The organism is Paenibacillus sp. PL91 (genome assembly GCF_012935325.2).
In the GTDB taxonomy this organism is placed as follows: Bacteria; Bacillota; Bacilli; order Paenibacillales; family Paenibacillaceae; genus Pristimantibacillus.
The window spans coordinates 114,224-132,426 of the sequence record NZ_JABBYG020000019.1; the positions used below are offsets into that span (position 1 = coordinate 114,224).

General features: G+C 47.0%; 18 protein-coding genes and 2 pseudogenes. 2 read left to right on the plus strand and 18 right to left on the minus strand.

Features of this window, described 5'->3' with window-relative positions:
• Nucleotides 1-84 precede the first annotated feature (84 nt).
• The 3 genes and pseudogenes from HI950_RS37165 to HI950_RS29225 all read right to left on the minus strand — a co-directional run.
• Nucleotides 85-339: pseudogene (locus HI950_RS37165) on the minus strand (SDR family NAD(P)-dependent oxidoreductase); the annotation flags it as partial.
• 214 nt (nucleotides 340-553) lie between these two features.
• Nucleotides 554-1,471, minus strand: a complete 918-nt coding sequence (locus HI950_RS29220) for an NADP-dependent oxidoreductase (protein ID WP_169089140.1) — start codon at nucleotides 1,469-1,471, stop codon at nucleotides 554-556.
• Between the two features lie 71 nt (nucleotides 1,472-1,542).
• Nucleotides 1,543-2,913, minus strand: coding sequence for an MFS transporter (locus HI950_RS29225; RefSeq protein ID WP_169089142.1), 1,371 nt, complete (start codon nucleotides 2,911-2,913; stop codon nucleotides 1,543-1,545).
• Between the two features lie 178 nt (nucleotides 2,914-3,091).
• Between HI950_RS29225 and HI950_RS29230 the strand changes: the two genes are divergently transcribed.
• Nucleotides 3,092-3,976: a LysR family transcriptional regulator gene (locus tag HI950_RS29230; protein ID WP_169089144.1), complete on the plus strand. Its 885-nt coding sequence runs from the start codon at nucleotides 3,092-3,094 to the stop codon at nucleotides 3,974-3,976.
• A 222-nt stretch (nucleotides 3,977-4,198) separates the two neighbouring features.
• Here the strand turns inward: HI950_RS29230 and HI950_RS29235 are convergent, their stop codons facing one another.
• The 12 genes from HI950_RS29235 to HI950_RS29290 all read right to left on the minus strand — a co-directional run bounded on the left by HI950_RS29235 (nucleotide 4,199) and on the right by HI950_RS29290 (nucleotide 15,315).
• The gene (locus HI950_RS29235) at nucleotides 4,199-4,426 is read right to left on the minus strand and encodes a helix-turn-helix domain-containing protein (RefSeq protein WP_169089146.1); all 228 of its coding nucleotides are present in this window, start codon (nucleotides 4,424-4,426) and stop codon (nucleotides 4,199-4,201) included.
• 10 nt (nucleotides 4,427-4,436) lie between these two features.
• Complete coding sequence (locus tag HI950_RS29240) at nucleotides 4,437-4,919, minus strand: DUF2975 domain-containing protein (RefSeq protein WP_169089148.1); 483 nt, start codon at nucleotides 4,917-4,919, stop codon at nucleotides 4,437-4,439.
• Between the two features lie 284 nt (nucleotides 4,920-5,203).
• Nucleotides 5,204-5,755, minus strand: coding sequence for an HAD-IIIA family hydrolase (locus HI950_RS29245; protein ID WP_169089150.1), 552 nt, complete (start codon nucleotides 5,753-5,755; stop codon nucleotides 5,204-5,206).
• Nucleotides 5,756-6,098: 343 nt separating this feature from the next.
• On the minus strand, nucleotides 6,099-7,331 hold the full coding sequence (gene cntE / locus HI950_RS29250; protein WP_169089152.1) for a staphylopine family metallophore export MFS transporter CntE: 1,233 nt from the start codon (nucleotides 7,329-7,331) through the stop codon (nucleotides 6,099-6,101).
• A 13-nt stretch (nucleotides 7,332-7,344) separates the two neighbouring features.
• Entirely contained in the window at nucleotides 7,345-8,097 is a 753-nt protein-coding gene (locus HI950_RS29255) for an ABC transporter ATP-binding protein (RefSeq protein ID WP_169089154.1), read from the minus strand.
• Nucleotides 8,098-8,907 carry a staphylopine uptake ABC transporter ATP-binding protein CntD gene (gene cntD, locus HI950_RS29260; protein ID WP_169089156.1) on the minus strand — a complete coding sequence of 270 codons (810 nt, stop codon included), beginning with the start codon at nucleotides 8,905-8,907 and terminating at the stop codon, nucleotides 8,098-8,100. It lies immediately after the preceding gene.
• Nucleotides 8,888-9,775 (minus strand): staphylopine uptake ABC transporter permease subunit CntC, encoded by an 888-nt coding sequence (gene cntC, locus HI950_RS29265; protein ID WP_169089158.1) that lies wholly within the window; start codon nucleotides 9,773-9,775, stop codon nucleotides 8,888-8,890. Before cntC ends, cntD begins: the two co-directional genes overlap by 20 nt.
• Complete coding sequence (gene opp1B, locus HI950_RS29270; protein ID WP_169089160.1) at nucleotides 9,772-10,707, minus strand: nickel/cobalt ABC transporter permease; 936 nt, start codon at nucleotides 10,705-10,707, stop codon at nucleotides 9,772-9,774. Before opp1B ends, cntC begins: the two co-directional genes overlap by 4 nt.
• A gap of 24 nt (nucleotides 10,708-10,731) precedes the next feature.
• On the minus strand, nucleotides 10,732-12,345 hold the full coding sequence (cntA, locus tag HI950_RS29275) for a staphylopine-dependent metal ABC transporter substrate-binding lipoprotein (RefSeq protein ID WP_411268158.1): 1,614 nt from the start codon (nucleotides 12,343-12,345) through the stop codon (nucleotides 10,732-10,734).
• 12 nt (nucleotides 12,346-12,357) lie between these two features.
• The gene (locus tag HI950_RS29280) at nucleotides 12,358-13,647 is read right to left on the minus strand and encodes an opine metallophore biosynthesis dehydrogenase (RefSeq protein ID WP_169089162.1); all 1,290 of its coding nucleotides are present in this window, start codon (nucleotides 13,645-13,647) and stop codon (nucleotides 12,358-12,360) included.
• 25 nt (nucleotides 13,648-13,672) lie between these two features.
• Nucleotides 13,673-14,467, minus strand: coding sequence for a class I SAM-dependent methyltransferase (locus HI950_RS29285; protein WP_169089165.1), 795 nt, complete (start codon nucleotides 14,465-14,467; stop codon nucleotides 13,673-13,675).
• 26 nt (nucleotides 14,468-14,493) lie between these two features.
• A complete protein-coding gene (locus tag HI950_RS29290; protein ID WP_169089167.1) occupies nucleotides 14,494-15,315 on the minus strand; it encodes a histidine racemase CntK family protein in 822 nt (273 codons plus the stop codon).
• A 346-nt stretch (nucleotides 15,316-15,661) separates the two neighbouring features.
• On the opposite strand from HI950_RS29290, the gene HI950_RS29295 reads away from it, so the two are divergent.
• On the plus strand, nucleotides 15,662-16,225 hold the full coding sequence (locus HI950_RS29295) for an NAD(P)H-dependent oxidoreductase (protein WP_169089169.1): 564 nt from the start codon (nucleotides 15,662-15,664) through the stop codon (nucleotides 16,223-16,225).
• An 80-nt stretch (nucleotides 16,226-16,305) separates the two neighbouring features.
• Here HI950_RS29295 and HI950_RS29300 read toward each other — a convergent pair whose 3' ends face one another.
• From HI950_RS29300 to HI950_RS29310, 3 genes and pseudogenes are all read right to left on the minus strand, one after another.
• Nucleotides 16,306-16,665: a winged helix-turn-helix transcriptional regulator gene (locus tag HI950_RS29300; RefSeq protein WP_169089171.1), complete on the minus strand. Its 360-nt coding sequence runs from the start codon at nucleotides 16,663-16,665 to the stop codon at nucleotides 16,306-16,308.
• A 42-nt stretch (nucleotides 16,666-16,707) separates the two neighbouring features.
• Nucleotides 16,708-17,190 carry a GNAT family N-acetyltransferase gene (locus HI950_RS29305; protein ID WP_169089173.1) on the minus strand — a complete coding sequence of 161 codons (483 nt, stop codon included), beginning with the start codon at nucleotides 17,188-17,190 and terminating at the stop codon, nucleotides 16,708-16,710.
• A gap of 485 nt (nucleotides 17,191-17,675) precedes the next feature.
• Nucleotides 17,676-17,924, minus strand: a pseudogene (locus HI950_RS29310) (histidine phosphatase family protein); the annotation flags it as partial.
• Nucleotides 17,925-18,203 lie beyond the last annotated feature (279 nt).

Sequence of the window (18,203 nt, forward strand, 5' to 3'; positions counted from 1 at the left end):
TTATTGCTGGACATTTTAGATTGTTGATAATACAAAAAAAAGAGCCACTCAGCTTTAGAGTGGCTCATTCAACCTTTATGTTTCTCACCAACAACAAGCCCTAATGATATCCATCGACCATTGTCTTGGGTAATGAATTGCTGTTCTGATTCCGAAATACGTCCCAGCATTGTTCACCACATCGATACGACCATTCTGCTTCAAGGCAAGCTGTGCCACTTTCTGCATATCCTCGGATGAGATAACATCCGCCTTAATATAAACAGATTCTCCACCTTCTTGTTCAATTTCATTAACGATGGCTAGCAGACGATCCGCTCTTCTTGCCGCCAATACGACCTTAGCTCCCTTTTAGGCCAATAACTTGGCTGTGGCTTCCCCTATTTCACTGGATGCTCCAGTAATGATGATTACCTTAGATTTCACGTTGTCCAATGCTATCCGCCCCTATGGCCTCAGCTTTCGTTGGAATCGTAGAGTGGTGGATTAGGCATAAAATGAAATGCTGCACTCACCAGAATATATGGCGGAGCAACTATAGAAAATAAACCGCTTAATCAATCATAAGAACAATTTTCCCGCGGCCGTGCCTAGATTCGATGGCCCGGTGCGCATCGTCCGCTCGGTCCAGCGGGAAGGCCTGCCTGATATGGATGAGAAGCTTGCCTTTTGTATGAAGATCCACCAGCTCTGCAAGGCGGGTTGCCGAGCGTTCGCCAATGACGATGCGAAGGCCAAGCTCCTCAATAAGGTCGTAGGCGAAGAAAGTACAGATGCGGTTCTTGTCTCGTACCAATTCCACCGCAGCCCGGAGTCCTTCTCCCCCGGCTGTATCGAAAGCGGCGTCGATGCCGTCCGGTGCGAGCTCCCGGAGCCGCCCGGCCAATCCTTCCTCATACGTAACCGGTATGGCGCCCAGAGATCGAATATAGTCATGGTTGCTCTCGCTAGCGGTGCCGATTATTGTCTTCGCTCCCCACTCCTTCGCCAGCTGTACGGCAAAAGCGCCTAGGGAGCCGGCCGCACCGTTGATCAGAACGGTTTCGCCCGGTTCAACACCGATCGCTTTCAAGGCGATGTAAGCACCCTGACCGTTGCCGGTCAACCCGCCTGCTTCTTCCCAAGACATGGTCTGGGGCTTGCTCACGATTTGGTCGGCGCTGACAACCACATATTCGGCGTAGCAATTCAATATTGCGAAGCCGAGCACTTCGCTGCCCTTCGAGAATCCGGTTACCCTTTCCCCAACCTGATCGACGATTCCTGCGAATTCATTGCCCGGAATTTGCGGAAAATTCACCGCAATCCCATAAGCTGGCGTCCAACCTCCGCGAACAGCGCAATCGTAATGCTGTACGCCGGCCGTTTTCACGCGGACCCTAACTTGACCCGGACCAGCCTGTGGATCCGGTACCTCCATCACTCTCATGACTTCCGGTCCTCCAAACGAAGTAAATGCTGCTGCTCTCATAGGATAATCCTCCTTGGTTATTTGATAAGAATGCTATTGAGGTGATTTTATGCTTCAAAACAAAGTCGACGTCATGCTGTTTTTCTCCTGCGCTCGACTCTGCCGAATTGATAATAATAGAGTAATAAAATCATTACGTGCAAGATGGCAAGAACCAGATAAATGTTGCTGTAAGCGAACGCGTTCGGATGCGAATTCACCGCATTCCAACCGGAACTTGCGCCTTGGTCGACCGTCGTGCTATAAACGCCTGCGGAAACGGCCCCGGCAATGAAGTTAAGCGTTGCAAGTAGTCCCATTCCGACTCCCGTCTGTTCCTTTGGCAGCGACCGGGAAATTGTATTGGACAATGCTATCATCATGAACGATTGCCCCACATTGCCGAAGATTAGAAAGATGGCCACATAAACGGGGGAAATTCCCGCAAAGGAAGACAATAGAACGAAACAGGTTAATAGCAACGCGGAAGCTGTGTAGAAAAGGCGTGGATTCCCTTTTTCATCCGCTAGTTTACCTGCTTTCCGCCCTAGAATCGCAGTCGTGACGGCAGCCGGAACCAATGTGAAACCGACCAAGCCAGGAGCCAAATGATTGACTTGGGATAACAGCTGCGGGCTTAGAAAAGCTAGCGAGTACCCGATTCCGGTCGTCAGAAATGCAAACGTCAGCACAAGGGAGTAGCTTTTATTACAGAAGAGCTCAAGCCGGATGAACGGGTTCACCGCGAGGCGGATTCTAGCCATAAACATGATAAACAATACCAGACAACCTACTGCAGGCACCCACGCTTTGTTCGTGATCGCAAGCAGAAGCAGCGCAGCCGTTCCGGCGAGAAGTCCCCCACCTAACCAATCGATGTTGTCTGCTTTTCCATGCTCATCATCCAAATATTTGCGGTAATACGGCAATGCCAATAGGGTCAAGAGAGGCATGCAGAACAGCCATCGCCAATGAACGACACTAACCAACAAAGTAGCAATGATCGGGCCGATTGCACCGCCGATCGCCAAACCGGTCATCGATATCCCGAGTGCCCGCCCCCGACTCTCCTGGGGAAAATATCGAACCGGAATAATGCCGGCCGTTGCCGGAACGACCGCTGCCCCCACCCCTTGCAAAATTCGGCCTAGCAGAACCATCCAGTAAGCTTGGGCAGTTAGGCCGATCATGGATCCGAACGCAAAAAAGATCAGACCGAACGTCAGCAAATTTTTGAGCTTGTAGATGTCCGCCAGCTTCCCATAGATTACGGTACCGATAGCATAGATCAGCAGAAAGGCTGACGTAACCCAGCTCACTTGCGGTAAGGAAAGCTGAAATTCAGCGCGAATCTCGGGCAATACGATATTGAACATCGTCGCACTCATCACAGAGACGACAAGCGTGAATGCGAGAATTCGAATCAAGCGTTCTCCTGCTTGCTGTTGCACTCCGGTTTCCACTTCTTCATCTCGCTTTCTGTAGGCTGGGGTTCCGCACACTTTATTCGAATGGCAAGCAATTCTTCCCGGGAAGTTTGTATTCCGCTTGCGTAGAATTATCATATATCGGATAATTGATAAATAAAAATACATCTTACTCTATATCATTCATTCCCTTGAGTATATAAGGAGGCCGAAGATGGAGCTGCTGCAGCTGCAGTATTTTCGTACGGTAGCTAGAATGGAACATATGACGAAAGCTGCACAAGATCTGCGGATCGCGCAACCCGCTCTCAGCAAGACGATCGCCCGCTTGGAGAAGGATGTGGGGGTGCCTCTATTTGACCGTGATGGCAGGAAAATTCGGCTCAATGCGTTCGGCAAAGCGTTTTTGAATAAAGTGGAGGCGGCCCTCACCCTATTGGAAGAGGGACAAAAGGAAGTATCCGATCTCGCAGGCTTGGAGCACGGGAGCATTCATTTGGCTACATCGACTCTAGATCGTTTATCGGAACCTTTGAACGCTTTCCTCTCTCTTCATCCGAATGTCAACTTTCGGATCACTCAGGCTTCGATGGAAGAGATGGCTCATCTCATTGAAGTCGGTGAAGTCGATATTTGCTTTACCCCATTGCCTATGGAAAGGCCGGATTTCAGTGCGTTGTCCGTATTAAACGAAGATGTTTATTTGGCCGTTCCTCCAGCGCATCGTTTAGCGGGTCTTCCGATCATCCGCTTAAACCAGGTGGCTGATGAGCCGTTTATCGGTTATAAAGAAGGGTATCATTTTCAAAAAATGAATGATGATTTCTTCCATACGGCAGGAATATCTCCGAATTACGTTTGCAGGGTCGACGAACCGTCTGCTATTGCCAAACTTATCTCCGCAGGACTGGGTATTGCGCTGGTCGGTAATTGCGGAGGACCGAATTCCCCTCTTCATCTACTGTCCATCGAATATCCTGTTTGCCAACGCCATTTCCAAATCGTATGGCATAACAAACGTTACCTTTCCATGGCGGCTCGCAGTTTCAGAGATTTTATTGTCCAATATTTTAATCGAAACGACGAGACAAGCAGTTAAAAATGCAAAAAAAATAACTCTACTCATGTGTAGAGTTATTTTCCATATAAACATACAGTTGGCTCCGAATAGTTTTTACCATAATTAGTAAAACAAGATCCTGATTTTCGATATTCACATGCCGCTATTGCTTCGCATTTCTGCCCGTTAGTTAATAAAAAGAAAGCAGGCAACCATAGCGCCTGCTCATCAATGTTTGTTGGAGCACTATCACTACTTACATTAACCGATAATGGTGGTGTTTGCGTCACTTTTGTATTCTAATATATCTCCAGGCTGACATTCTAAAGCCTTACAAATCGCCTCTAAAGTTGATAATCGAATCGCTTTTGCCTTTCCATTTTTCAATATAGAAAGGTTAGCCATTGTTATTCCAACCCTCTCCGAAAGTTCTGTTACGCTCATTTTTCTTTTAGCCAACATCACATCAATATTGATTATAATCGCCATGTTATTCACCTCAGACCGTCAAATCATTTTCTGATTTTATATCAATTGCCTCTTTTAAAAGCTTTTGGAGAACAGCAGCAAAAACGGCAATCACCATGGATGCGAAGATCAAGACCATTCCGATTACTATGATACCTGGAGCATCATCTTTCTCCGCTATGAGGTAGAAGAGTGGCATTCCTACCACAAACAAGCTACTGATTGTGATAGCACAGTATTTTATATTCTTTAAAACGCTTACAGATAATTCCGAGAAAGCTTTGTTCCTGTCAATATAGCCTAAGAGTTTAAAAGCTTGGTACAAAGCATAGTAAAAAGGTATCGCCGTTGCATACAAATCGATTAAAACGAGATATTTCAAAAAAGTATGATCTGGATACAATTCTGCCGCAAAATTCGCTATCTCTGGCACCAAAAATATGCACAAAGCAAGAACCGGGATTCCAATAATAATAACAGCTACCTTTAAAAACAGTGTAGTTCCTCGTTCCATAAAAGCCCCTCACTTATTATTAATTTTGATTTGACTTTAACACGTAATTTATCGTTTTGCAATAAAAATTTTCCTAAATTAAATATATTGTTGTTGTTATATTAGCATTCCTTTTAACCGAAGAATCTTCAGAATCAGCAATGGATATTAGTTCTTGTCCTCGGGAAAGGACAAGAACTTATATCTATAAAATAAAAAAACCACGCACCGCGTGGATTTTAATAAATACATGTTCTTGTCCTCTGGCAGCTTGTGTCACAATCATACATTTCATTTTAATTGCATCATATCGATTCTTGATTTTTACGGCTCCTGCCAACTAGCCATTTTGCAGCATCGAAGAGGTCCATCGCTACAAAATCTGGTGATGCTTGCTCATACCACTTGTGACGGTATTTTTCCAAAGACTGCTTACCCCAGCCTGTCTCTACAAGGATTCTTTTGGCTCCTACTGCGGCAGCTGCAAGCATATCTGTTGAACCCACGTCACCAATAACAGCACATTGAGTCAGATCTAGTTCATGCTCAGCTGCAGCTTTTTGAAGCATACCAGGTCTTGGCTTATGACACTCACAGCCCTCCTCTGGCTCATGTGGACATATATATGCCGCATCAAATCCATAGCTTTCAAATTCTTTTTGAAATTCTAATTCCGTCGCTAGGCCTTTAGTGATGTTGTGTTGATTAGTAAGGGCAAATATTTTAATTCCATGATCTTTTAATAACTCCAGTGCTGCTAATGATGAAGGGAATAACTCAAAATCTCGAGGATGAATGAAGTGACCATTCCCACCTAAAGTTCCATCGCGATCCACAAAAACAGCTTTAATGATCAAAAAAGATCCCCCTCAATGAATATTACAGCATGTTTCACAGATTTGATAATTCTCTATATGGTTGGAATTATCCTGCTTGTGAGACTTTGATCTTGAGAGCTATTCCGTTTATCCTCCTACTTGTTAACCCATATTTAGGCTGGTTGGGGCATGCCCCCGAAACACATGCGGTAATGTGGACGAGAAAATAGTTAGGGGCTTACGGCGAACATAAACACATGAGTGGTTCTCTCATCTCACTGGAACTGCCCATTAATTTGCTTCTACACGACAACAGAGGTTCAAGAAGATGTTCTTTCACCGTGTATAAATAGCCATGTCGACTGAATAATGCGAATGTTCATCACCCCCGTTCTTTTTTCGAAACTCCGATCTTTTTCTTACTAAGTCTACTCCACATCTCCCTTTGATCGATTGCAACTAGAATCATCGCTGAGCTCAAAAGCGCACAAATGGTATACATAAACGAATACGAGAAGAAATCGGCTACCGGGCCCATCAATATACCGCCTAGGGATACGCCGAGATCGGCCGAAGCGATAAATATGCCCATCAATACATTTCGGTTCAGCTGTGGCAGAACAAAGGACAAATAGGTCATCAGGCTCGGGTAGAGAATGGCCTGGGCAGCTCCCATCAGTACTGCGCCTAGGTAAAAAAAGAGGACGCCGCCTATATCGGCTAAGCCGACGCTTTGCGACGCTACCGCCAGCATCAGCATCGTGCACGCCATATATGTTGTATGCCACTTGCCGTCCGAAGGAATTTTCTTTCGAAGCGCAAACCTGGCTAGTACTACGGTTCCCGCCTGAAGCATCAAATAGATGCCGGCACTGCCGCCGGGTACTTCCTCTGAATACAGCGGAACAAAGGCGGTAACGGCGCCGAAGACGAGGGAAGCTGACAGCATCATCACGCTACATTTGAGCAAAAAAGGATTTTTAACAAGCTCTCCTAACGATTGAATCATGTTCGAACCTTGCCGGACGCTTGGGTTCATCGGAGACTCGGGCGTTTCCGGGCTTCGGGCTATCTTGGCGCCGTAACCGAATACGCCTGTCAATACAGCGATGGAAACCATAACGATCGCAAAAGCGTTTATCCCACCGTTCTCCCAAAGGCCTAGAGCCAACAGCGGTCCCGCTATTCCCGGCATGTACGTAAACAGAGAATAGAGAGAAATGCCTTGCGAACGATCCTTCTCCGGCAGCGCGTCGATAATGCTGATCTGCAGCGCCATAGAGAAGAAAGCGGTAGACACTCCTTGCAGCATTCGGGCGACCAAATAGCCTGACAACCCGGTAAATGTGTACAGAATTAATGCAAATCCGTTGATGATCAGAATCGTACGAAGTACTTTGATCGACCCATGCCGTTGAATGATGCTTCCCGCCCACGGGCGAAAGAACATGGTCGTAAACAAATAGGCACCCATAATCAAACCGATGGTTGTATTGCTTGCTCCGAGCGATTCTCCCTTGAGCGGAATAATGACGTTCAGAATCGCGTTGCCGCTAAAGAACAACAGCGCCAGCGCGTATAAACGCAAAAACGGAAATGACAAAGCTCCGCGCATGGCCTACTCTCCCCTAATCATTAAAACATATCGAAGACTCCAATAATTTCCTTGCGTATGCCGAACGAACATCCCGCAGCCTCTTCGTTTCGACGATCTCTTCGATCTGTCCGCAACGGAAGATCATGATTCTGTCGCAAAGATAGGCAGCGGCTTGAATATCGTGCGTAATAAAAATGTAGCTCATTTTGTTCCGGTTCTTTAATGTCTTCAATAACTCCAACACCTGCGCCTGAACCGAAATGTCCAGCGAGCTGACCGCCTCGTCCAGTAAAAGGTATGGAGGCTCGGTCGATATTGCCCTAGCGATGCAGACTCTTTGCGCTTCACCTCCCGACAATTCGTGGGGGTACCTAGATCGGTAGGAAGGATTCAAGCCGACGAGCTGCAGCAATTCTTCGACCTTGCCTTGTAGCATGCGAGTTGCCCGATTCACGGTTTTCATAGGTTCCATGATGGCCTGCTCGACCGTAAAAAAAGGATTCAGGGAAGATCTATAATCCTGGAATACGGCGCTTATGCGGCCTATTCGCGAATTCCGATCCCCTATATCCTTGCCATCTAGCCGAATCGTTCCCCGATTGGGTTTTTCGATTCCCAATATGAGCCGTCCGAGCGTCGACTTGCCGCTCCCGCTTTCCCCAATGATGCCGAGGCATTCGCCGTGCCTACAATCGAAGCTCACGTCTTTTAAAATATGCCGACTTTTTTGAGCGAACAAATTGCCGGTCCGGTATGACTTTGCGACCCCCTCCACCTTAAGCAATTAAGCCTCTCCTTCCATGATGGAATAAAAATTATTCCCTAACGCCAAGCGCGAAGAGATCAAGTATTGCGTATAGGAATGGCTTCCGCCGGCCAAGACAGTTCCCATACTCCCCTGATCCACAATCTCTCCATCTTTCATGACGATGACTTCATCGGCTATTTTCTTCACAACGCCCAGGTCATGGGAGACGAAGAGCATAGAGCAGCCCATCCGTTCACGCAATTGCATGAACTGCTCCATGACTTCAAACTGCGAGATCGCGTCAAGCGCCGTCGTCGGCTCGTCGGCGATGATAACGTCCGGCATTAGCGCCAGTGCCAAAGCGATCATGACACGCTGCAGCATACCGCCCGACAATTGATGCGGGTATTTGTTCATCAGATCGAGCGGATGCTGCAGCATGACGCTTTCCATCGTTTTTTTCATGGTTTCTTCGACTTCGGTCTTGTTCCAGCCGAAATGCGTATGAAGAGTCTCCCGCATATGAACACCGATGACGCACGTTGGATCGAACGCGGTCATTCCGTTCTGAACGATCATGCAGAGGTTTTTACCTCTTTTCTTCCGCATCTCTGGTTCGGTGAGACGGCTGATGTCTTCTCCTTTCAATGAAATACGTCCGGACTGTCGGATCGGGTCCCGGTTTAACCGCATGATGGACTTGCAGGTCATCGACTTGCCGCTCCCGCTTTCGCCGACAATGGCCAAGCATTGGCCTTTCTGCAGCCGAAAGTTGCTGCCCCGAACGATCGAGCGCCCCGTCTCCCCGTCCCATACATTAAGATTTTCAACCTCTAATATACTCATACGATGTCCGTTTCACCTCTTTCGATCGACGCCTGATGCTTCGCGTCATGAGCTTAGGATCCAGCGCGACCTGAAGGGAGTCGGCTAGAAAATTAAACGCCGATACGACGATCACGATGGCTAGGCCAGGCGCAAGCATAAACTCCGGTCTGGAGAACATGACCTCCCTCGCCTCGTTCATCATCATCCCCCATTCCGCGTGCGGAGCCTGAATGCCCAGGCCGAGAAACGAGAGTCCCGACACCTGCAAAATCATCGAGCAAATCGAGCCGCTCGAAATAACGGCGATGTCTGGAAGCACGCGAGGAAAGACATGGCTAAGCAGGATGCTCCGACTCCGGATGCCGATAGCCTTGGAGAATCTTACGTAGTCCGCCTCCGAATATTGCATGACGGAGGTTCTGATAACTCTGGCGAACCAAGCCCATTTCATCACGAGAAACGCCAGAAGTATATGTTCGAGTCCCGGCCCCAGCATCCCGACGATCGCCAAGGTCATGACATATCCCGGGAAGGAAAGCATCACATCGCAGATCCTCATCAGAACGGCATCCGTTTTCCCTTTAAAATAACCTGCCACAAAGCCGATAGCTGACCCGATCAGAACGGAAACCGCCAGCGTGGCCAATACCCACAAGACGCTGGGACGAATGCCATACAGGATTCGGGATAACACGCAGCGCCCCAGATGATCGTTGCCTAGCCAATATTGCCACGACACCGGGGCAAATCGCAGCTTCATATTCACCGCAAACGGGTCATGGGGTGCAATCCAGGGGGCAAATGCGCCAGCCAGCAGCGTTATCGCAATGACGAATATGGACGCAGCAGCCCATCTATCGTTCATCAAATTTCTGATTAATGTCATGGGACATCCTTTCTAAGCTTAGGATTCAGCGCGGCGTTGACGATGTCCGACACGGTATTGATGACGACGAAAGCAACAGCCACGATAAGCACATAGGCTTGTATGACGGGAAAGTCCCTGCTAAGAATGGCTTTTATGCTGAGTCTGCCAAGCCCAGGCCACGCAAATACATTTTCTATCACGACCGTGCTGCCCAGAATGATCGGAATCGCCATACAAAATATCGAAATCGCTACTTGCAAGGAATTTCTGAGGATGTGGAGAGTGATCGTTTTTTCGGATAAACCGCATGCCCTCCCGTACAGTACATAGTCTTCGTTCTTGTTGCTTAATACCGAGCTTCTCACCGTTCTGAAATAAATGCCGACATAACCGACGGTGATGACGACAACGGGAAGGACGTAGCTTTTGTACGAATCCATGCCGCTGGTCGGAAGCCAGTCCAGCTTCACGGAGAAGAGCCAGATCAGAACGGATGCTAACCCGTACGAAGGTACGGCTGTCAAGAGGAAGGATATTCCCCTTGCCGATTTATCGGCGAACGTCCCTTCTCTCAGCGCGCACGCGACGCCAAGCAAAGTAGACAATAAAATAATGGAAAAGGATGAAATAAGCGTCAAAAATAACGTATTTACAAACGCTGGGCCAATCATCGACCATACCGGTTGTCCCGACACATACGAATCCCCGAAGTCTAGCCGCATGCAGGAGATCAGCCATTTGGCAAACTGAATAAGAAAGGGTTGATTCAGCCCCAGCTCTTCTTTTGTCTGCTCGATTAATTCGTCGGTGAGCTGCGGCGTTTCTTGCGCCCGCAGGATGACCTCGGCCGGATCCATAGGAGAAAGCCGGATCAGAATGAAGGTGACAAATGAAACGACGACGAGCAGAGGAAGCGCAAGGACTAGCCTGCGAGCAATATAGGGAATCATGGCTGCTTCCTTTCTAAGAATCGGTTAATAGCTCATCCGCTCGAATGGAAGCTCGAACTGGGTTTGCTTGAAAGAGATGCCTTTTAACTCTTTTGGAGCGATCACGGTGACGCTGCCGTTCGTGATCGGAATGAACACGGCTTCGTCGTGAACGATTCGCATGATATCCGCATACAGCGCTTGGCGCGACTCTTCATCCATGGAACCCATCACCCCGTCTATTTTTTGGTATAGCTCATCGTGCTGCGCAATGCCGCTCGTCGCGTGGAAATAAGAAGACGCCGCAGTGAACGCCGAGATGGTGCTCTGCGGATCGTAAGCCAATCCCCAGGTTTGATTGAATAACAAGTCGTAATCGCCCGACGCTCTGCGACTTGCGATAGAAGCCGATTCTTCGCCTATGAGTTCTAGCCGGACACCGATCGTGGTCAAGGAACTTTGGATGAACTCGGCTTGCGTTTTTTGGGAAGGCGAGTTGCTGTCGTAATATAGGCTCATGGACAGCTTTTTTCCGTCCTTCTGCCTGACCGCTCCGTCCTCCGGCATTGTCCAGCCCGCTACATCTAGCAGTTCTTGGGCTTGATCCAAGTCATAGTCTCTCATTTCCAACTCGATATCGGCGTAGTTCACGTTCTCCGAGAACAGCCGATCGGCCGGCTTTTCCGTGCCTTCCAAGATGTCGTTACTAATCGTCTCCCGGTCAATGGCATGCCAGATGGCTTCACGCACGGCGGTCTCGCTGGCGGGGTTCTCCGTCCTGCTGCTGTTCGCCACGATCATCTTCGTGTTCATGGCTTCGCTTCGAACCAGCTGATAGCTGCCGGATTCGACGAGCCGGTTCATAGCCTCCATATCGATGCTGTCCGCCCCCCTGTCGTCCGTGAAAACGAAATCGACCTCTCCTTTCTGTAGCGCCAAGAATGTCGTTTCTCCGGACGGAAGTACTTTGGATGTGATGGTTTTAATCGAGGGAGCACCGCCCCAATAGGCTTCGTTGGCTTCGAATACGGCATATTCATCGAGCTTGTGCTCGGATAGCTGATACGGCCCTGTGCCGTGGAAGCCGTTCACGCCGTCTTTTGTGTCGCCATTTTTGAAATCTTTGGGCGACAGGAACACGAAGGGTCGGGTCATAGATAATTCGACTAAGGTCGGATAATACGGCTCTGATAACGTAAGCACGAACAAATATTCATCTGCTGCCTCTATGTTCACGATCTTCGTCGACAACTTGATCCAAGCATGCTTCTCCGAGTTACCAAGCACCGCCTGGAAGTTCAGTTTCACCGCATCCGCATTGAACGGCTCCCCATCATGGAACTTCACGCCCTGCTTCAAATGAAATGTATACACCTTTCCATCCTCGGAAATGTCCCATGATTCGGCTAGCAAAGGCTTTATTCCCTCTTTGGTGTTCTCGACGAGAGATTCGTACATCATGCCTTGAGCCGGCATGGAACCCGTATACAAATGAGGATTCATATTGTTAATATCTTTGGCTGACGCGTAAGTCAGCTCTGCCTTCGTTCCGGCATCCCCTTCTCCACCGCCGGCACGGTTTCCCGTGTTGCAGCCTGCGAGCAACGAAAGGGAGATGGTAAATATAAGCAACATACTCTTCAACCTGTTCTTCTTCACAATAATTGCCTCCTAGTGTATGCTGCTGCAAATGATGTTTACGTCTTCATGAAATTGTTGAACGGCGAATGCCTGGGATAATGGTCTGCCTTTAAGAGACTCCGCGACCTCCGCGATTTTTGTTTCATACGCACGAAGAAAGCGATCAATAGTCGGACAGCCTACCTTCAAATGCCGCGCGATGCCTTGTATGATTTTTAGCCGATAATAATCTTCCTTGGGCATTCGTGGAATGTCTAAGCGGCCATCGCGATTAATAAATGATTTCCTGAACGGAACCGCCGAGAAGTCGAAATACTTGCCGGCCTCGTCCGGTTCGGAGAACGGATCGATCAATAATGAGGCGTAACGTATGTACAGAAGGTACTCTTGGTGAATCGTCCCAACCCGGTCGAAATTGTCGATGTCATGGCGGGATAAGCTTTCCGACCGAACCGGATAGTTATCATCCGTCATAAATTGGAGCAAATTAATGCCTTTGATGTTCAATGCCTTTAAAATATTCAAGATTTCTTTCCACTGGGCTAGCATGTCTCGAATGAGATGCTGCGTAATCGGACCTTCCGGGTACATTTTGTACACGTACTTTATGCGATCCGGTTCATCGAAAACGGCTCTCAAAGAAAAGTCATTCATAAAAAGAGGCGGATGCACGTACAAAGATATATTTCTTGTTTCCGCTTCAACCGGCGTCTCCATCTCAGCAGCAACGATTCCCAGCCGATCGAACGCATGGGAAAGGATATCGATGTTCACAGACTGGTAACAAGTTGATCCGAGGTATATCCTCTTTTTCACAGCAGCCGTAATGACATGCCCAGAAGGTGCGTCGTGTATCCAGCGCGTATCGCCATAATAAGTAGAGCAGCTTACGACCTCCCCGTTCGCATGTATGGATTTCATATATCCGCTGACCAGCGTATTGGAACCTAGAGTAGGGGAAATCAGCACCACGCAAGCCAGCTGCTTCACAACCGAGTCGGGCAATTGTTTCATTACTTCGAGATAGGCATCCGTCGTCACCGATAGGATGAGCGTGTCCCAGGACCCCTCGACGTTTTCGTATCCCTCGAACACATAGTCAGCAGAACATTCCCCCGCCATCCGATGATGGTTGTCGTTCTGAACGCTTGCGCGAAGGAGCCGGCCGGACTGCCGGAGCGAAGTAAAAAAATGTTGCGCGCGGGCGGACCTTCTTCCCGAGATTCCAATATCGCAATTCAATATTTTTTTCAGACTGATCGCCAACTGAACGGACGAAGGGCCCGTTCCCGCTATGAGCACCCGCTTGAAATTGCGCATTCTAACCTTCCTTCTTCCCATTAAGCTAGATTTTGGTGTACAACGCGACATCGAAAATTTGATCCGGACGCAATATCCGATCCGATAGTCTCCATTTGCCCCACTCTATTTCCTGCATGGGATAATTAAATAACGACTTCAATCCATCGCCGTATCTCATCGCCACGACAACATGTTCATTAGTGATCGAATGCAATCGATCAAGCAGCTCGTATTTCTTCCCAACAGTCGAACTGAAAATAATGTGTGTGGCCTCTCTCGCATACGGGAGCTGCTCCGCCGGCAAGTTCTCCAGCCGGATTGGTAAACCGCTCCCTAGCAGAGCTATAACCTCCCGCCCGAGCGTGATGGCTTCTTCATCGATATCGATTCCAACGACCTCAGCTCCGGTTCGTTTTGCGATAAGCAACGGAGTCATGGGGAATGAACCGGATCCTATTAACAGCACTTTCGATTCTGGGAGAATCGAAAAACCGCCGAACTCCTTCTCAATGCATGCTTCGATGTTTTTAAAATAGTCGGCTATAGCAGCGTAGCCGCTCCGCAGCCTGACAGCCCGGTACTTCTCCATCATGGCTACGCATAATGCCGATGCTTCTCTTATTTCTGAAACAAACCCGTCAAGTAAGCCAAGTTCTTGCTGGTCCAGTCGATTCCAAGCCTCCTTGTTGCTTTCATTCGTGACGAAGTGAGAGAACCTATCCAATAAGGCTTCCAATTCGGAGCCGTGCTGATCGGATTTGTCATATGTACGTGACATTTCTTTGAAATTGTCGTGATAGTCAACCAATTTAAGCTTGATGTCTTCGTTTGCGATCATTCATTCACCTCTATCCCTCTCTCGGGTTAAATAAATGCTGTTCCTTCGGCGGATATATGGACATGACCTTGTATCGTCAAGTCAGCAAGTTTGCCATGCAAGCATTGGGCCCACACTTGAACAACACCTCCAGGTTGTTTGATCTCTAAGTGAATATCCCTTCCTGCCTCGAGAGCCGCATACGCGCCGATCGCTGCAACGCCGGAACCGCAGCCTCGTTCCCAAATCATCGTATTCGTGCCTGGAACATAGACAAGAGGCTCTAGCTCACTCGATTCCTCCCGGTACAACATGACGCCCAGCGCCGCCTCACCCTGCAGAAGCATTACCAACCTTGCCATATCTTGTGCCTTTTCCTTGGCCGACCGGTCGAACTCGCGAACGTTAACGATGACATGAACGATTCCCGGATATTTGATAATTGTTACCGGGGTTCGTTCCCCTTCCAATAGGACTGTTGTTTTGTCAATCGCAAGGGGTAGCGGCATTTTTAATCGGCACAAATAGCCGTTAGACGTCGCCTCGATTCCGCATACCAGCAGCTCGTTCGTTCCTGATACCTCCAACGGAACCTCAAGCCTTTCACCGTACTGAAGCCGCCGCCTCCAAGCCATTACCGCGGCCAAAGCCATTGTCGCATTCCCGCAAAACTCCCCTGCCATCATTTGGAGCCTCGCCCAAGCTTTCACGTTTTCCGCCGATTCGATAAATCCTACTTGCTCAGCGAAGACATGATCATAAGCCATAAGCCGCGAGGCAACCTTCGGATACATATTTCTGACGAGACGGCTCTCCACTAGAATAGTCATATTCTGGGTTGGGCTCGTTTTGATAAATTTAACTTCCACTCCGCCTCATTGCCTCCATCCGTGAATAAACATGTACGCCATCCCCTTTACTTTAATCGTAATAATTACTATTTGTATGTTTTAGATTGTAATCGTTACTATTAGAGCTGTCAATCATTACTTATTTCTGTGGATACGTGAGATATCCTCGATTGAAACCAAGCCGTGTTGGCAAGCAGAAAAAAGGTCGTCGAATAATCGAGAAATGTTGTTAGCAACACTAAGTGTATGTGCAGCGTGACACTTACCTTTATTACAGTACCTGTACTAAAAGTGCATACTTACATATTCACAGTGTAATCTTTATACTAAAAAAAGAAAAAATAAAAATACGGAGGATAAATCTTTGAAAACTCTTGTAATCGTAACACATCCTAGCATAGAAACATCCGTCATTAATAAACGATGGGTAGAAGAACTCATGAAATATCCGGAAAAATATACTGTTCACGAATTGCATAAGGTTTACCCCGACGGAAACATAGACGTGGAAAAAGAACAAAAATGGGTTGAATCGCATGGCAATCTTGTATTTCAGTTTCCGATATATTGGTTTAACTGCCCGCCTCTCCTTAAAAAATGGCTTGACGATGTATTGGCTTACGGTTGGGCTTACGGTTCGAACAGAGGCAACAAATTAAAGAAACGCAAAGTTGCACTTGGTGTTTCTGCGGGAATAAAAATAGGAGATTACAATGAAAAAGGAAAATATCGTTATACGCTAGAACAAATATTGGTTCCGTTTGAAACGACCTTCCAATACTGCAAAGCAGACTATCGTTCGTTCTTTGCGTTTTATGGAACGGAAAACGAGCCGGGTGAAAATGTGCCTGGTACGGAAAATGAGAGGTCTGAGAGCGAATTGGAAAAAAGCGCACTAAAATATTTGAATTTTGTTGACAATATGTAAAAGTCGGCTATTAATTCATGAAAAAGAAGTATTTCCTTGTTCAGGGAATACTTCTTTTGATTTAAACATAATAGGTATCTCTATTGCTGTTTAGCCTCCAAAGCTGACCTATTGTTTTTCTCCCCCCATTCGCACATCACATTTAGCACCGGAATGAGAGAAAGACCGCGTTCAGATAATGAATACTCAACTTTTGGAGGTATTTGGGGAAATTCCTTGCGTATGATAAGGTCATCTGCCTCCAGCTCTTTTAACATGATGCTTTGCGTTTTAAAGGAAATGGTACCGATACTTCGCTTTAGCTCATTAAACCGCATAACTTTATTTTCAGACAACCAATACATAATGATCAATTTATATTTTCCGCTTATTAAGGACAAGGTGTATCCAAAGCCACTATCTTTAAGTTTCACGCCGGTTGGAACACAGGTTTCGCGCACAAGTTACACCCTCTCCTCATGTGAAAAATTATAGAGCTTGCCTTAATACGGTAGCTTCAAAATATATTCTTCGACTTCTTCAGCACGTGCATTGGAGAAGCCCTTGTCCTCGCCACAAACCTTAAAACCACATTTTTCCAAAACTCGAATTGAAGCTATATTATCTTTCACTGCACGAGCATAAAGGGGACGGATTTTTACGTAGTCAAGAAGTTGAGAAAGTGCCCTAGTCGCAACCCCTTTTGCCCAATATTCTCGTCCGATCCAGTAGCTGACTTCTGTTTCACCGAACTGTTCAAAGCTTAAAACTTGCCCCGCAACTTGTCCGTAAAAGATTATGGTCTTTTTAGCAATCTTCTCGTCATCTAATATTTTTTCCCAATGAGCATTAAAGGCGTCCTTGTCCGCTGGGTCTTTAGCAGTAAAGGCAGCCATATAGCTGGCAGTCATGTCCAATTGTTGATCAAAAAATATCGCTAGATCATCTTCGTTCACGTCTCGCAAGATCACCTTATTTTTCATCATTCACCTCACTATGATTATGTTTTCCTAATCCTCCTTACTAAATTTGATGACTTTGTCGTCGCCACCCCATTTATAACTTAACTCGATCCCGTTTCTACACATTTTCCAAGCAGCGCTACTGGAATCCTCTCATGTCTTGCCATTTCACACTTAAAGAGCAGTTGCCGTAGCAAACTGCTCCCTGTTAAGTTCCACGTTAAATTATTAATTTCACTTTGCTTGTTTCAACCTTGAAATGATAATTGAGATCTGGAAGCCTAAGCCTGCCATCAGAATTGGTATTCCAATTGAGTCATGTTTAGTTAATATAAAAGTAAGAGCCATGATAAAACAACCCGAAACGATGCAGTCTACGAGTTGTTTTTTCTTCATAGTATAGTCTTCCATCCTATTTTTTTTGGCTCCCGGATCCCTGTGCCCCTGATTCCTTATTATACTATTGTTACTCGTTAGTGTAATGATAAATTGCAATACGCTAAATTAAATCACGCAGGAGTTGCCTTCCATAATCTCTCTGTTTCCATTAATACTTCTTCATCGAATTCCATCCTGTATATATCGGGTTTTGAAGTCTTTAATAAAAAATCCAAGTCATACTGGCGGTCAAAGTACCCCATCATCAATGTCATAACAGCTCCATGAGTCCCTATTACAACCTTCTGCCCTTTATATTTGTTTAGAATTTTTTTCAAAATTGTTATGGCACGATTCTGACAAATCGTCCGTGCCTGACCATGTAAATATAGGTTTTCATAGATACCCCCGAGGAATGATCTCAAATAATCACTTTCAGCCTTAACTATACCAAAAATATCCTTTTTCATTCAACACCAACTCCCCTACCCTGCCCGTTAACGTAAAGAAGGGCTACAAATGGGGAAAAGGGGCTGTCCAATAGGTCTTTTCAGACCTATTGGACAGTCCCTTTACGATAAGCGGCTAGGCCCCCTAATTCCGGAGTCTGGGCCCCCATAAATCAGGTTTTCATAGAATAGCTTGATTTTCCGTCTGAT